Genomic DNA, 13,175 nt, shown 5'->3' with positions numbered 1-13,175 from the left:
CCCCGCGCGCCCTCGGCCGGTTAGCCGGTACGGACATCAGTACCCGGACGAGGAGCGAACATGGTCGTCGGTGTCGGCGAAGCGGCAATCGGTGCCCGTCAGGAGGCCGGGGCGGGACCGGCCGGACGGTCCCGCAGAGAAGTGGCGCGGGGGCTGCTGGCCTCGGCCGCCGCGCTGGCGCTGACCCCGGTCGTCGCCGCCTCCCGCCCCACGCATGCGGCCCCGGCCGGCGCGGCCGGCGGCGGCGCGTTCGACGAGACCTACCGGGGCCGCCGCATCCAGGGCGTGCGGGTGCCCGCGGTGGGGCGCGGGGCGGCCGGCGGCACCTGGCGGATCACCGTGGACGGCCGACCGCTGCACCTGATGCGCCGGGCCGACGGCACCTGGCTGAGCATGGTCGACCACTACACGTCGTACCGGACACCGCTGGAGGCGACCCGTGCGGCCGTGGACGGGATGGGCCCCGGCCGGCGGCTGCGCGACCTGACGGCGGACGCTGCCGGTGCCGGGCACCCCGGTGCCGGGCACCCCGGTGCCGGACACCCCGGCGGCCACGCGGGGACGGGGGGACGGCATGGCGTACGTGCGTAAGAACGTCGGCGCGCTCACCGCCGGGGAGCGGCGCCGGTTCGTGAACGCGCTGCTGGAGCTCAAGCGGCGCGGCGAGTACGACGAGTTCGTGCGGATGCACATCGACTACTACAACGCCGACGGCGAGGCGGGCCTGCGCAGCGCCCACATGGCGCCGTCCTTCCTGCCCTGGCACCGCAGGTTCCTGCTGGAGCTGGAGCGGGCCCTGCGCCGGATCGACTCCTCGGTGACGGTGCCGTACTGGGACTGGACCCGGGACCGTACGACGACCTCCGTGCCGTGGACGAAGGACCTGCTCGGCGGCAACGGGCGGCGCTCCGACCGGCAGGTGACGACCGGGCCGTTCGCCTACGCGGCGGGCCACTGGACCATCAAGGAGGGCGTCACCGACGGCCGGTTCCTCACCCGGGACCTGGGCCGCTCGGCCGCCCCCCTCCAGCTGCCCACCAGGAGCGAGCTGCAGTGGGCCCTCGACGACCCCGTCTACGACGCACCGCCCTGGGACTCGACCGTCCGCAAGGGCTTCCGCAACAAGCTGGAGGGCTGGGGCAGCGGCAGCGGCAGCGCCTCCTGGCACAACCACAACCGGGTGCACCGCTGGGTCGGCGGCGTCATGCTCGGCGGCGCCTCCGTCAACGATCCGGTGTTCTGGCTGCACCACGCCTTCCTGGACCTCCAGTGGCAGCGCTGGCAGCGGGCCCACCGCGACCACCGCTACCTGCCGGCCGAGCCGCCGCGCGCCGGCGACGCCCAGCACGGCCGGGTCGTGGCCCGGCACCAGAGGCTGCCGCCGTGGGACGAGACACCGGACCAGCTGGAGGACATGAGCGGGGTCTACCGGTACGCGTGAGCGTCCGCGGCCCCGGACACGGCGTGGTCCCGACACGGCAAGGTCCGGACACGGCAAGGCCCCGGCGCTCGGAGTGCCGGGGCTCTTGTCCGAAGGGTGCCGGGAAGTTCAGCGGCCGTAGCCGTTGTCGCCGTACCCGCCGTTGTCGTGGTCGCCGTGGTGGCCGGGCTTGACCTCCTTCGTGCTCACGTTGGCGCAGGTGTTGCCGAACGCCGGGTTGAGCAGGCCGACGATGTCGATGGTGTTGCCGCACAGGTTGATCGGGATGTCGATCGGGACCTGGATGACGTTGCCGGACACCACGCCCGGCGAGTTGACGGCCACGCCGTGGGCGTCCGCGTCGGCCAGGGCCAGTCCGGACCCGCTGACCACCACGGCGCCGGCGCCGAGGGCGACGGCGGCCGCCTTCGCGATGCGAGACATCACGTTCTCCTTCTGTAGCTGGGGCTGGGATGCGCGCGACGGCAGGCCGCCGCCGCACTTCCCGTTCAACGGCGTCGCGCGGGGCGGGTCACGGTGATCGGCGGGGGATCACTCTTTCAACGGCAGGGCGCGGGGGCGTACCGCCGCCCGGACGGCCGTACACCGCGCAACGCCGGGCCGAGGAGACCGCACGGGAGGATGGGCTGTTCGTGTGACGCCCGGACGGCGTGGTGTTGACCCGCGAACGCCGCGCCCCCGCGCCGGACCTCAGGGGAGCCGTCGCACCGGGGAGCCCGCCAGGTACGCCTGGATGTTCTCCACGGCCTGGCCGTAGTAGGTCGTGTAGTTGGCGTGCGAGACGTAGCCGAGGTGGGGCGTGGCCAGGAGGCGGGGCGCGGTGCGCATCGGGTGGCCGGCGGGCAGCGGCTCGATGTCGAAGACGTCCACGCCGGCGCCGGCGATCCGGCCCTCGCGCAGCGCGGCCAGCAGCGCGTCCTGGTCGACGATGGCCGCGCGGGAGGTGTTGACCAGGTAGGCGGTCGGTTTCATCAGGGCGAGTTCGGCGGCGCCGATGAGGCCGCGGGTGCGGTCGCCGAGGGCCAGGTGGACGGAGACGAAGTCGCTGCCGGCGAGCAGTTCCTCCTTCGAGGCGGCCTGCTCCACACCGACCTCGTCGGCGCGCTCCGGGGTGAGGTTCCGGCTCCAGGCGCAGACCCGCATCCCGAAGGCGAGGCCGACCCGTGCCACCCGGCTGCCGATCCTCCCCAGCCCGAGCAGCCCCAGCCGGCGGCCGTGCAGATCGGCGCCGACGGTCGACTGCCAGGGGCCGCCCGCGCGCAGCGCGTTGTTCTCCTGGACGATCCCGCGGGCGAGCCCGAGCAGCAGCGCCCAGGTCAGCTCGACCGGCGGGGTGCCCGAACTCTCCGTCCCGCACACGGTGACGCCGTGCGCCTCGGCGGCGGCGTAGTCGATGACGCCGTTGCGCATCCCGGACGCGATGAGCAGTTTCAGCCGGGGGAGACGGGCGATCAGGGAGCCGGGGAAGGGGACGCGCTCGCGCAGGGTGACGACGATGTCGTAGTCGGCGAGGGCCGCGGCGAGGGCGTCCTCGCCCGCCAGGTGCTCGCGCAGCGCGACGACCTCCACCCGGCCTTCGAGCACCGACCAGTCGGCCATCCCGGTGGCCACCTGCTGGAAGTCGTCCAGCACCACACAACGAAGCGGCACGGTGTCTCCCCCTCTCCGGGGAACGACTGTACCGATCAAGGGCACTTGGCCGCCGACGCCCCCCTTCCCCCACCACCCCACCCGCCAACAACGGCGATCGGCAGGCCAGTTGGCGCACGAACAGTGGCACGTTTCACCGAAGTGAGGGATCCTGGGAAGGCCCCAGCTGACCAGCGGAAACAACGCGAGTCCCGGTGCTGCCCGTCGGGCCGGACGGTACGCTGGCCGGGCGGTAGCACGTGATCCATGGTGGGACAAGGTGACTTCCAAAAAGGGGGAGCCATGGAAGAGGCGCGTCCGCAGCGGCAGGTGTTCGCCGTCGAGGTGCAGCGCAGGGGTGCGGAGGAGTGGTGCGTACAGGCCGTCACCCCGAGCTGGTTCTACGGCTACCACGCCGCCGACGCCGCCGTGCAGGCCTTCGACCGCTACATGGCCCACTACCGGCAGACGGTGGCGGGCCTGGTCGCCCCCGGCGCCCCGGCCCTGCGCATCCTCGTCCGGGTGCAGGGCGCCGACGGCCGGCCGGTGGTGTTCACCCTGCGGAGCGTCCTGGAGCACAAGGTGCGCAGGGACGCCGGCCGCCGTCGCGAGGCCCTGGCCCGGCTGGAGGAGGCGACGGAGGCACTCCAGTCCTCGCTGCGCGACGGGGCCACGGCCGGCGTCCGCCAGGCGGACCTGGCCCGGATCTCCGGCTGGAGCAGGGAGACGCTGCGCAAGCTGAACCGCGGGGAGCGGCCCGAGGAGGCGGGCCAGGAGGTGTAGCGCGCCGGCGGCCTGGCAGAGTGGCGCCATGCTGCTCGATCCCGAGAACACGTTGTTCGTCCGCGGCGCCACGCCCGTGCTCCTGCTGGCGGGAGCGCCCGTCCACGACGCCCTGCCCGGCCGGCCGCACCCGACGGGGCGATACCCCGGTGCGAGGGCTGGAGCATCGTGCCCCGCCTCACCGTGTGCGTCGTGGACGGCCCCGGCGACCACGGAGTCCTCGTCCCGGCGCTCGCCGCGCCGGTGATCGCCGACGGCGGTACGGCACCGGACGACATGGCCGGCTGGTGCGAGGACGCCGAACGGGCCGGCGGCGCGCTCGTGCTGTCCGTCGACCGCCTCCCCGGCACCCTCGACTGGCCCGCCCTGCTCTCCGCGGCCACGACACGCGGCGGCTTCCTGCCGGCCCTGGGCTGACCACCGGCCGAGGAGGCGCTTGGCCTGGGGGTGGCGCGCAGTGGGCCGGAAAAGGCAACGACCAGCGTTTCCGCTGGTCAGTGGCTGTGTGCGCCCCCGGCAGGACTCGAACCTGCGGCCAAGCGCTTGGAGGGTGCTTGGTGGATCTCGGGTCACGCTGCTGCTGACCTGCTTGTCTTTGCACGCTGCGCGTGTCACCGGCTGCACTTCGACACGCATTCGACCCATGGGTACTTACGGTCTCCGTCTGTGCCCAAGCGTCCTGGGTATCCGTCAGAGCATGCATGCTCTCGTGGCCTACCGTTCGTACCACGGCGCCGTCACGGTGTGGGCTTTCGTGGTCAGCATCCTCATCGTGCTGGCGGCGGGTTGGTACATCCGGCGCCGTAGGTAGGCCGCCACCTACCGCCTCCAGCGGCGGTCTCCGGCCATCTCCTATTGACGGTTGAGCGGGATCTCGTAGACGATCTCGCAGTGAGCGGCGGGCACCACGATGTCCGCCGTCTCGACCGGCCGTCCCTCGTCGCTGTAGTACGTCCGCCGGATGTGCGTGACGAGCGCGGCTTTCTGGATGCCCAGGAGTGACGCCTCCTCGGCGGTCGCCTGCCTCGGCTCGGGCTGCTCCACGGCATGGCCGACGGTGATCCCGATCGCGGCCATGCGGTTCACGACACCCGCCCCGGCATGCGGGCCTCCCTCGGGGAGGACGATGATGGTGCCGGCGGTGAGGTCGTACGGCTCCCAGCTCGTGGACAGTTGCACGGGCCTGCCGTCGCCCAGGAACTCGTACGTCGTCCGGACGCACAGATCACCCTCCGCGATGCCGAGCCGCGCCGCGATGTCCGCGGGAGCCGGCACCTTGGCCTCGGTCCGGCTCTCCCAGTCCCCTTGCCTGCCCGCGGCCTTCATGTCCGCCCGAAACGGAGACCTGTCGGGCCGCTCACGCGCCGACGACCGGACCATGCGCATGCGCTGCCGGGGCTCGGCGACGTACGTGCCCGAACCGGCGCGGCCCTCCAGCACACCCTGGGAGATCAGCAACTCCTGCGCCCGGCGGACCACGTTCTCGCCGACCCCGTACTCCTGGCCGATCTGGGCGCGGGACGGCAGACGGTCCCCGGGCTCCCATACGTGCTCCGCGATCCGGCGCCGGAGTTCGTCGGCGATGCGGAGATAGGGCGGCTGCTCAGGCATATGGAAAATCTAGTCCACTAGCTCTAATCTAGTTAACTAGCTTCACCGAAAGTGATCGCCGGTTGACGGAGGCTGCCCTGTGCCCGCTTCGGGATCTCGCGCGGCGGCCATCGCCGCCCGGCTGTCCGCCATCGGGCTTGCCACGCGCGTGGAGGAGCACGACCGGTACACGTCGATCGAAGCGGAGGTACCGGAAGCGCTCTCTGCCGACTCATGGCGGAAGGCCCTGGAAGTCGTGGCCGAGGCAGATCGGTTCGGCCTCCTCGCCACCAGCCTGGACGGCCGCACCCTCTGGGCGGTCGTACACAAAGCGGTCCCCGCGACGGGCGATGTCGGGGGACCGAGCCATCAGCGATAGGAGCTGAGCAGCGTGCTCAACCGTATCCGCCGTGCCGTCTCGCTCGCCAGAGCGCGGTACGCCCCCAAGGGCAGGCACCGCCGCCCCTTAACGCCCTCCCTGCCGACGGTCGCCCCCACTTTCCTGGCGTCCGTCGCTACGTCGAGGCCGCCACTGGCCCGGTTCTCCGACAGCGCCGACCATCGACTCCCGCTCGCAGGGGAGGACACTGCACTCGTCCGCCCCTACGTGCTGGCCTGGGAGGAACGAGTACGGCCACGGGCGGTGATCGTCGCTTCCCATCTGCCGCCTGAAGCCTGGGCGACCCTCGCGGGGGCCGGCTGATGTCTCCACGCCAGCAGATTCGCGTCACCGACGCCTCGACGGTCCCCTACTGTTCGACCGCCTGCCGGATGGGCACACACCCGCTCTGCACGGAGTCCTCTCCCGTCTTCGCGCCGGTCGACCTGCCGGTTGTCTACGAGACGTGCGTCTGCCCGTGTCACTCGATCCCGGGCCACTCAGAGCCCAGGGAGGTACAGCGGTGAGCGGCTGGGCACCGGGCGGCGCCATGGTTGCCATGGTCGAGGTCACGGCAACCACCGTGCAGCGTGGCGATGTCATCCAACTGGGCGGCAGAGCGTGCCGGGTGATGGACCTCGTCCAACTTCCTCAAGGCGCCAAACGACTCCTTTTCGAGTCGGGCGAGCTGCTGACCATACACACGCGAACCCGGCTCGTCGCCGTTCGCGTGCGGAGAAGGCGGTGACCCGGTCCGTGCCTTCACGCCATCACGCCATCGCCGACGATCTCCGGCGCCAGATCACAACCGGCGCGGTCAAACCGGGTGCACGCCTGCCGTCCGAGGCGGACCTCGCCGACCGATACAAGGTCAGTACGACCACACTGCGAAGTGCGCTCGCAGTCCTCCAAGGCGGAGGTCTCGTCGAGAAGATCCACGGAAAAGGCAACTTCGTCCGCCGCTCACTCCGCAAGATCATGTATGTCGGGGGATGGGGAACGCTGGATCCATGGACCGCCGCAGCGGCCATGCGCGTCACTGTTCGCACCGCCACAGTGCAGGCAGACGGCCATCTGACGTCCTTGCTGAGGGTGCCGACGGGCAGCCCCCCCTCGCTGAGTTCTTCTGCATCAGCCATGAGGGAGACGCACCGCACGGTCTGGCCCGCATCTACATCCCGCGCGATCTGGCGCCGGCCGGGGTGCTGGGCGACGACGCCTCATGGCGGAACACGGCCACGCGATTCGCCGTCCTCGGTTCGGCACCGGCAACCGTCCGGGAGACGGTATGTGCTCGTCCACCGACACCGGACGAGGCATCCGCCCTCCGGATCGGCCCAACGGCGGCAACCCTCGCGATCACCCGGGTCGCGACCGACTCCACCGGTCGAGTCGTCGAGGCCGCGCTCCTCGTGTTCCCGGGAGATCGCGTCGACGCGGTCTTCACCACCCACGACGTCACCGAAGAGAAGGAAACCCAACGATGACGGCGAACGAACTGCGCCTCCTCCCGTGGTCGGGGCCCGAGGGTAAGCCCTGCTACTTGGACACCGACGACAAGGCCAGCTACATGTCCCGCCTGGCGGACTACATCGAAGCGGTGCAACTGGGCACGGCGGCCGAGTTGCTGGAGCATGCCGCCGAGACCCTCGACGACCAGGACGCCAACCTGGAAGACTTGCAACGGCTGGCGAGGGAACTGGCCGGGGCGCTGCGGGATGTTCTCCGCGTTGCAGTCAGCCGCGGTCACTTGCTGGCGGTGAGCGACCCGCACTGCTTCTGACGGGGGCTGGGTTTGGCGGCAACGGCCTGCCTAGCACGGTCCAACTAGCCGGTCTCCAGATCAAGCCTCTCACTGGCCCAGCGGGACTGACGAAGCCCACGGCTCTGAACTGCGCAGACGCCGTGGGCTCCTGCCTTCTGTTAGTCAGCGTCGGGTGACCTCGGACAGTACTGAGACGGTGCGGAGCCATCGCGCTGACTGGCTGGTCTACGGGGTGCGACCACCGTTCGCCTCGTAGGGGGATGGTCGAGAGCCGAGAGAGTCAAGGTGCTGTATCTGGCTGTTGTACGGCTTGGACAGCACGCAGTGCGTCGACGAGGTTGTTGCGGCTGATGACTGTGTGGGGGTGAGTTTCACCCAGGACTTGTTCACGCAGTTTGAGGGTTGTTTCGTATAGGGGGATGGCGCGGGCTAGGTCGCCGGCCGCCTTGTAAGCGTTGGCGAGGTTGTTTCGGCTGTTCAGAGTGTGGGGATGGGTTTCACCCAGGACTTGTTCACGCAGTTTGAGGGTTGTTTCGTACAGGGGGATCGCGCGGGCTAGGTCGCCTGTAGCCTTGTAAGCGCTGGCGAGGTTGTTTCGGCTGATCAAGGTGTCGGGATGGATGCCACCCAATGTTTCCTCGGACTGGGTGAGAGTAACTTCGTATAGAGGGATAGCGCGGGCTAGGTCGCCGGCCGCCTTGTAGGCATTGGCGAGGTTGTTACGGTTGATCAGAGTGTGAGGATGGGTTTCACCCAATATTTTCCTGGACTGGGTGAGGACGAATTCCAGAAGGGGGATTGCGTGAGTCGGGCGGCCTGAATCAGTGTAGGCGTTGGCGAGATTATTGCGATTGATCAAGGTTTGAGGGTGTGCGATACCCAAGGTCTCCTCAATCAGTGCGAGGGTGGCCTCATAAAGGGGGATAGCCTTGGATGGACATCCTGCATCTTGATACGCGTTGGCGAGGTCAGTGCGGCTTGTGAGAGTCCGCATATCGGCATCGCCAAAGAGCTGCTCGTACTGGGCTACAACGGCCTCGCGTAGACGCGTGGTGTGGGCGTTGCGTCCCGCGCCGTCTAGGTATTGGGCAACGGCCTGCAATACGCCTGCGGTCTCGAAAGACGCCGGACTTTGGGGTGGGGTTGACTCAGTGAAGGCGATGACATGAGGAAGAAGCTCTTCCCACTGTTGATCGTTGATGCCCCTAGTCCGGGCGGCCTCCTGGAGGAGGCGCTCAGCATCCTGCCGGCCAGGTGGGTAACCACCCGATTCCTTGTCAGGCGTTCGGTTGCGGAGAACGGTCTGCACGAGACGGTGGACGCTGACGCTACGGTGGTCGGCACTGTAGGAGATCATGTTGTACGCGTGCAGAGCACCCAAGGCTTCGCCGAGGGCACGCGAGTCGGGGCAGAGCGGGGCGAGCAAAGTGCGTGGAGTAGCGTCAGGTGCCAGCCATGCCATAGCGTTCAGCAACGTAACTGCCTGTGGATTCTTTTGTTCGATGGCAGCTAGAGTGTGGCGCCAGATAGAGGCTATGGTGCGCTCGGGGTCGATTCCGCCTACGGCAGTATCGATTACCTTCCCCAGCATCGCACGATAGTCGGCCAGCGAGGTGCCGGTTTCGAAGAGGTATGCACCTGCCTGTTCCAGGGCCAAGGGTAAGTAACCGAGTTCAGCAGCAAGGCTGGCAGCGTCCTGGTGTTGTTGTGGTGTGGGAGCGGACTCTGATCCAAAGGCGATGGTGCACAGCAACTTCACAGCAGCATAGGCATCGAGCAGCCCAAGGGGCATGACGGGAGCGATGGTGTGCCAGCCAGTCGCAGTACGACTAGTGGCTAGGTGATGTCCGTCTGGGAGCGTTCCGAGGTAGTGGCGCAGATCCCCGGGATCTTCCACATTGTCGAATACCAGCAACCAGCCGGGATGCCACTGCAGCCATAGAATCGCCCATGCCGCCCGCTCCCGCACGCCTGTGGTGGTTGCCCACTGAGGGCAAACTCGCATGGCAAGATCAGCCAGGCTGGCGGCGATCTGTTTAGGGCTTGTCGCGTTGATCCACCACACCAGCGTGTACGTGTGCCGGAAGGCATGCGCGTAGTGCAGGGCGAGAGTGCTCTTGCCGATCCCGCCCAGCCCGTGAATCGCCCTCGCTCCCGACACCTGGGTGACCGCGGCCTCACCTTTGGCGGTCAGCAGCCGACGAAGTTCGGCAAGCTCACCCTCGCGTCCGACGAACACCCCGGACGCGGACCCGGGCAGATTCCCGGCCCCGGGCGGCGCCTCCACTTCCCTGACCCAGCGCACCACTGCCGCCGGCAGTATCACCACCTGGGCATCGTCCCCGGTGATCGCCACACCGACATTGCCGTCCACTGCCATGGACCGGGCGCCTGTCGCCTGCGGTCCGCCGCCCCCGGCTACCGCACCGTCCGTCATGGCTGGATCGTCGTGTTGTCTCCGGTGACGGCCGTGGTAATGGTCTTGGCGGCGATCGACCGCTCACCCGAGGCTGTCACGCTCACCGTCTCCCCAGCTGCAGGCAGCATCCGTGCCAGCTCGGCTCGGAACTCGACGTCCTCGCGCAGCGCACGCTTGACCTGCTGGCGCACAGCGGCCGCCGCGTCCGGGTCCTCCGGTGACTCGGCCGCGTCCTGGACTGCGGCCTCCAGCTCCGCCCGGCCCTGCTCGCCACGGCGGCGCCACACCGCCTGCAGGACCCGTTGCCCGAGATTCGCCGAGGCATCCACCGCCGCGCTCTCCGCCCGAGTGAACACCGCCGCCCCGTACGCGCTCACCGCAGTTGTTAGATACGGCCCCGCCTGCTCGACCAACTGCACTATCTCAGCACCCACTCGTACCCCCGGTACCCGCTGCTAAAGGTGACCCAGCGTAGGAAGACTGCCCCCGCTCATACAGCTCAACGCTCCAATCACTTCGAGTGGTTCCGCCGCTGGCGGCTGGAAGAGGTCCCGCTCTGGAACGACTGGCGTAGGCAGGTGCTGCACTATCAGGATGGGAAGCGTGGGGGCGACGCCGGTGAGGAGCAGCAGCGGGGACAGTGACCTGTGGATCTGCTGGACGGGTGACCGGTGTTCCCCGTCGTTTCCCGCTGTACCTGGCATGGGTCTGGCCGCCGCTTACCGTGGCTCCGATGGGTCAGTCTGGCGTAGGTCCCCAGGGGCATAACGGCCAGCTCCACCGAGCTCGGAGCAAAAATGGACTGAGCAGAGGTCGGGAATTGGCGTGCCGGCCGGACACCTTTGTACTGCCTTTATTCGGGTGCCCGACCGGTGTGGGAATCGTGGATACGTTCCCCTAGCGGCGTCCGTCGACGTTAGTTGTTGTTACCTGGGTGGAGGTCAAGAAACCTTCGCAGTCGACGCCGGAGCCGCTTTTTAAGCGCGGTCATGCGGTTCTTCAACTTTGTGGTGCACCACCGACAGATGCGCTTCACGGCAGGGCGGGCTAGCTCTAGCACCAACAATCCAAGATACGGGTGGTGGACCCAATCAGGTAGCCTCAATGTCATCCTTGTGCAGGGCTGCCGCCCCACACAGGGGCTAAGCAGCTAGGGGCATGGTCGTGTCGCGAAACCACGACCAGGCGCCTGGTGCACCTGGGACAATCGGCGCCGCTAGTCGCATTACACCGCACGGTGATTTCTCGCGCGGTGGTACGACGCTGGAGGGACGCACTACGCCAGCCCACGAGCGAAGGGCCAGTAGTACGGCGGTCTTGATCGTTCGCACTCTGCGAGCGACGGCTTCGAGTGCTGCCCTGGCCACGTCAAGTGCGTTGGTGTAGATGGGTTCGTCTGACCACCAAGGGACGCACTCAACCGAACCGGCCGCGGCTGCGTAGGGCAAAAAGTCGCTGACGAACCGAGCCCATCCCCAACGGGGTGATGAGCGAGGTAGATCCTTCGGATCACCAAGGATGCTAGGAAGCCCTGTGTCCTGTTCTGCGGTGCTCCTCAGCTGGCTGTTGAAGCGCCGCCGCTGCGCGGCGTCTCCCTCTAGCTCGGCAGCCAGATCTCGCAGACCATCAAGGAAATCTGAGGCGGTCAGAAGTTGCCGAAGAACCCTACCTGTCGTGCCACTTATGGCGCTGTACAGCCCGACGTAGTTTGCCGTCTTACCGCTCCCTGTGTACGTCGTGACGACGTACTGCTTCGACCCGTGGAGCGTGTCCGAGGGAGGCCGGGAGCCGTGGCACATGGTTGAGAGCGAGAGTTGCCTCTCAAGCTCCCACTGCCATGCCTCCATGGTGGCAGGTTACAACACCCGCATCACTGGCACTGGTTGTGGCGATCGCACAGCGGGCTGCTACGGGTCCAGGCTGGACATCGCCGCTGCAGGGTGAACTCACGACCTCTTCGTCCCGAAGCCACTGGGACGGGGGTGCTGTCTTGGGCTGCTGCGCGTCGCACCAGCGCTGACGGTCCGTAGACGTCGCGCTCGTCCGCCGAGTTCGCCGACGTTGTCACGCAGTTAGACACTCACCCTTGCAACGGCAGCCCCTTCCGCTGGACCTCTTAAGAGGATCCTCCCTGACCGGGTACAAGGGCACGGTGAGCCGCCCAGCCTGCCTCGGTGAGCGCCCAAGGATCACCGCGCCTTTCGTAAGGTTTGAGAAGCCCCGCCTTGACCATCCGGTTCCGCTGCCAAGCGGTTCGGTTCTCCCACTTGACTTCTCCGTTGGAAGGCTGCGGAAGGTGGTCGGTGTCGGTGAGCTGGGAGCCGTATCGCTCCTCGATTCTCCGAAGCACGGCCTGCTTGGAACCCGCGCCGCCCATCTCACCAAGCGTTATGAGAAGCCAACGGCCGAGTACCTCGTGGGATGTCAGCTGCATGTCGGCGATCGTAGATGCCGATCTGGCCCGTGTGGCGCCCTCTGCTGAGAAAGTGGCTTGGAGCCAGACCTAGTTGGGGCACCGCACTCCGCTGGGAAGAAACACCCCATCTTGCCGTACCGCCAGCCCTACGGGGAAATCCGTTCCGTCCGGAGGCCCTGACCTGGGGTTTCACTGTGGCGCGCTGCGTCTCGTCTGTCACTGCCGGTCGGCGTCGGTCGGCTTCGGGAGCCCTCGCACGGCCCAGGGACGGCCCAGAGTCGATCACCAGGGACCGGTCATCGGCTGACAGCGGCGCCATCGGACAGGCCGTATGAACCTCAGCCACCGACAGCCAGCCATGACGGCGGACGCGCCAACCGACCAGGCGCGCGTATGTCTCGCCGCCCCCCACCGGCCTCAGCCGCGGTGCAGCGCCGTCGACGGGAGCAGCCACGCCGGCCAGGCCGTGAGGACGAGCCGGAGCCAACCGCACCCGAACCCTCAGCTTGGGAAGCTTGGGTTATGCAGGGTAGATTCCGCGTTGACCTGCAGCGGAGCGTGATATGGCCTCGGGGACATCGATGGCCACGTCCCCACTGTTCCCCGTGAGTCCCCGCAGGATCTGGCACGCGAGTGGCACGACTTGCGCCCTCGCCTAACAAGTCATCTCATTTGGCTGGGTAGGCTGCTGCCGTGGCGGGGATCGTTGAGCGGCTGGTGCCGGATGAGCTGTGGGAGCTGTTCCAGCGGGTG

The 13,175-nt window shown here is 68.1% G+C and carries 13 protein-coding genes and 1 pseudogene; 8 read left to right on the top strand and 6 right to left on the bottom strand.

Going from position 1 to position 13,175, the window contains the following annotated elements; all coding sequences use genetic code 11:
* The first annotated feature begins 60 nt into the window (after nucleotides 1–60).
* The gene (locus tag ACZ63H_RS34740) at nucleotides 61–591 is read left to right on the top strand and encodes a tyrosinase family oxidase copper chaperone (protein ID WP_469872019.1); all 531 of its coding nucleotides are present in this window, start codon (nucleotides 61–63) and stop codon (nucleotides 589–591) included.
* Nucleotides 575–1,441: a tyrosinase family protein gene (locus ACZ63H_RS34735; RefSeq protein ID WP_469872018.1), complete on the top strand. Its 867-nt coding sequence runs from the start codon at nucleotides 575–577 to the stop codon at nucleotides 1,439–1,441. The genes ACZ63H_RS34740 and ACZ63H_RS34735 overlap by 17 nt, the downstream gene beginning before the upstream one ends.
* Before the next feature lie 108 nt (nucleotides 1,442–1,549).
* Here ACZ63H_RS34735 and ACZ63H_RS34730 read toward each other — a convergent pair whose 3' ends face one another.
* Nucleotides 1,550–1,864 carry a chaplin gene (locus tag ACZ63H_RS34730; protein WP_469872016.1) on the bottom strand — a complete coding sequence of 105 codons (315 nt, stop codon included), beginning with the start codon at nucleotides 1,862–1,864 and terminating at the stop codon, nucleotides 1,550–1,552.
* A 267-nt stretch (nucleotides 1,865–2,131) separates the two neighbouring features.
* Nucleotides 2,132–3,091, bottom strand: a complete 960-nt coding sequence (locus ACZ63H_RS34725; RefSeq protein ID WP_469872014.1) for a D-2-hydroxyacid dehydrogenase family protein — start codon at nucleotides 3,089–3,091, stop codon at nucleotides 2,132–2,134.
* 282 nt (nucleotides 3,092–3,373) lie between these two features.
* On the opposite strand from ACZ63H_RS34725, the gene ACZ63H_RS34720 reads away from it, so the two are divergent.
* Nucleotides 3,374–3,853 (top strand): hypothetical protein, encoded by a 480-nt coding sequence (locus ACZ63H_RS34720; RefSeq protein ID WP_469872013.1) that lies wholly within the window; start codon nucleotides 3,374–3,376, stop codon nucleotides 3,851–3,853.
* Nucleotides 3,854–4,021: 168 nt separating this feature from the next.
* The gene (locus ACZ63H_RS34715; protein WP_469872011.1) at nucleotides 4,022–4,270 is read left to right on the top strand and encodes a hypothetical protein; all 249 of its coding nucleotides are present in this window, start codon (nucleotides 4,022–4,024) and stop codon (nucleotides 4,268–4,270) included.
* Between the two features lie 435 nt (nucleotides 4,271–4,705).
* Here the strand turns inward: ACZ63H_RS34715 and ACZ63H_RS34710 are convergent, their stop codons facing one another.
* Nucleotides 4,706–5,464, bottom strand: a complete 759-nt coding sequence (locus tag ACZ63H_RS34710; protein WP_469872009.1) for a GntR family transcriptional regulator — start codon at nucleotides 5,462–5,464, stop codon at nucleotides 4,706–4,708.
* A 79-nt stretch (nucleotides 5,465–5,543) separates the two neighbouring features.
* Between ACZ63H_RS34710 and ACZ63H_RS34705 the strand changes: the two genes are divergently transcribed.
* The 4 genes and pseudogenes from ACZ63H_RS34705 (at nucleotide 5,544) to ACZ63H_RS34690 (ending at nucleotide 7,605) form a co-directional block, all read left to right on the top strand.
* The gene (locus tag ACZ63H_RS34705; RefSeq protein WP_452752249.1) at nucleotides 5,544–5,822 is read left to right on the top strand and encodes a hypothetical protein; all 279 of its coding nucleotides are present in this window, start codon (nucleotides 5,544–5,546) and stop codon (nucleotides 5,820–5,822) included.
* Between the two features lie 523 nt (nucleotides 5,823–6,345).
* The gene (locus tag ACZ63H_RS34700; protein WP_268693079.1) at nucleotides 6,346–6,570 is read left to right on the top strand and encodes a hypothetical protein; all 225 of its coding nucleotides are present in this window, start codon (nucleotides 6,346–6,348) and stop codon (nucleotides 6,568–6,570) included.
* Nucleotides 6,567–7,309: pseudogene (locus ACZ63H_RS34695) on the top strand (GntR family transcriptional regulator). Before ACZ63H_RS34700 ends, ACZ63H_RS34695 begins: the two are co-directional and overlap by 4 nt.
* Nucleotides 7,306–7,605, top strand: a complete 300-nt coding sequence (locus ACZ63H_RS34690) for a hypothetical protein (RefSeq protein WP_469872007.1) — start codon at nucleotides 7,306–7,308, stop codon at nucleotides 7,603–7,605. The pseudogene ACZ63H_RS34695 and the gene ACZ63H_RS34690 overlap by 4 nt, the downstream one beginning before the upstream one ends.
* Nucleotides 7,606–7,867: 262 nt before the next feature.
* On the opposite strand, the gene ACZ63H_RS34685 is transcribed toward ACZ63H_RS34690, so the two are convergent.
* The 3 genes from ACZ63H_RS34685 to ACZ63H_RS34675 form a co-directional block, all read right to left on the bottom strand.
* A complete protein-coding gene (locus ACZ63H_RS34685; RefSeq protein WP_469872005.1) occupies nucleotides 7,868–10,024 on the bottom strand; it encodes a tetratricopeptide repeat protein in 2,157 nt (718 codons plus the stop codon).
* Nucleotides 10,021–10,425 carry a hypothetical protein gene (locus tag ACZ63H_RS34680; RefSeq protein WP_469872003.1) on the bottom strand — a complete coding sequence of 135 codons (405 nt, stop codon included), beginning with the start codon at nucleotides 10,423–10,425 and terminating at the stop codon, nucleotides 10,021–10,023. The genes ACZ63H_RS34685 and ACZ63H_RS34680 overlap by 4 nt, the downstream gene beginning before the upstream one ends.
* A 1,697-nt stretch (nucleotides 10,426–12,122) precedes the next feature.
* Entirely contained in the window at nucleotides 12,123–12,440 is a 318-nt protein-coding gene (locus tag ACZ63H_RS34675) for a winged helix-turn-helix domain-containing protein (RefSeq protein ID WP_469872001.1), read from the bottom strand.
* Nucleotides 12,441–13,175: the final 735 nt, after the last annotated feature.

The sequence above is a fragment of the Streptomyces sp. NPDC104831 genome, assembly GCF_055583025.1.
This window is presented reverse-complemented; position numbering and strand designations above follow the sequence as displayed.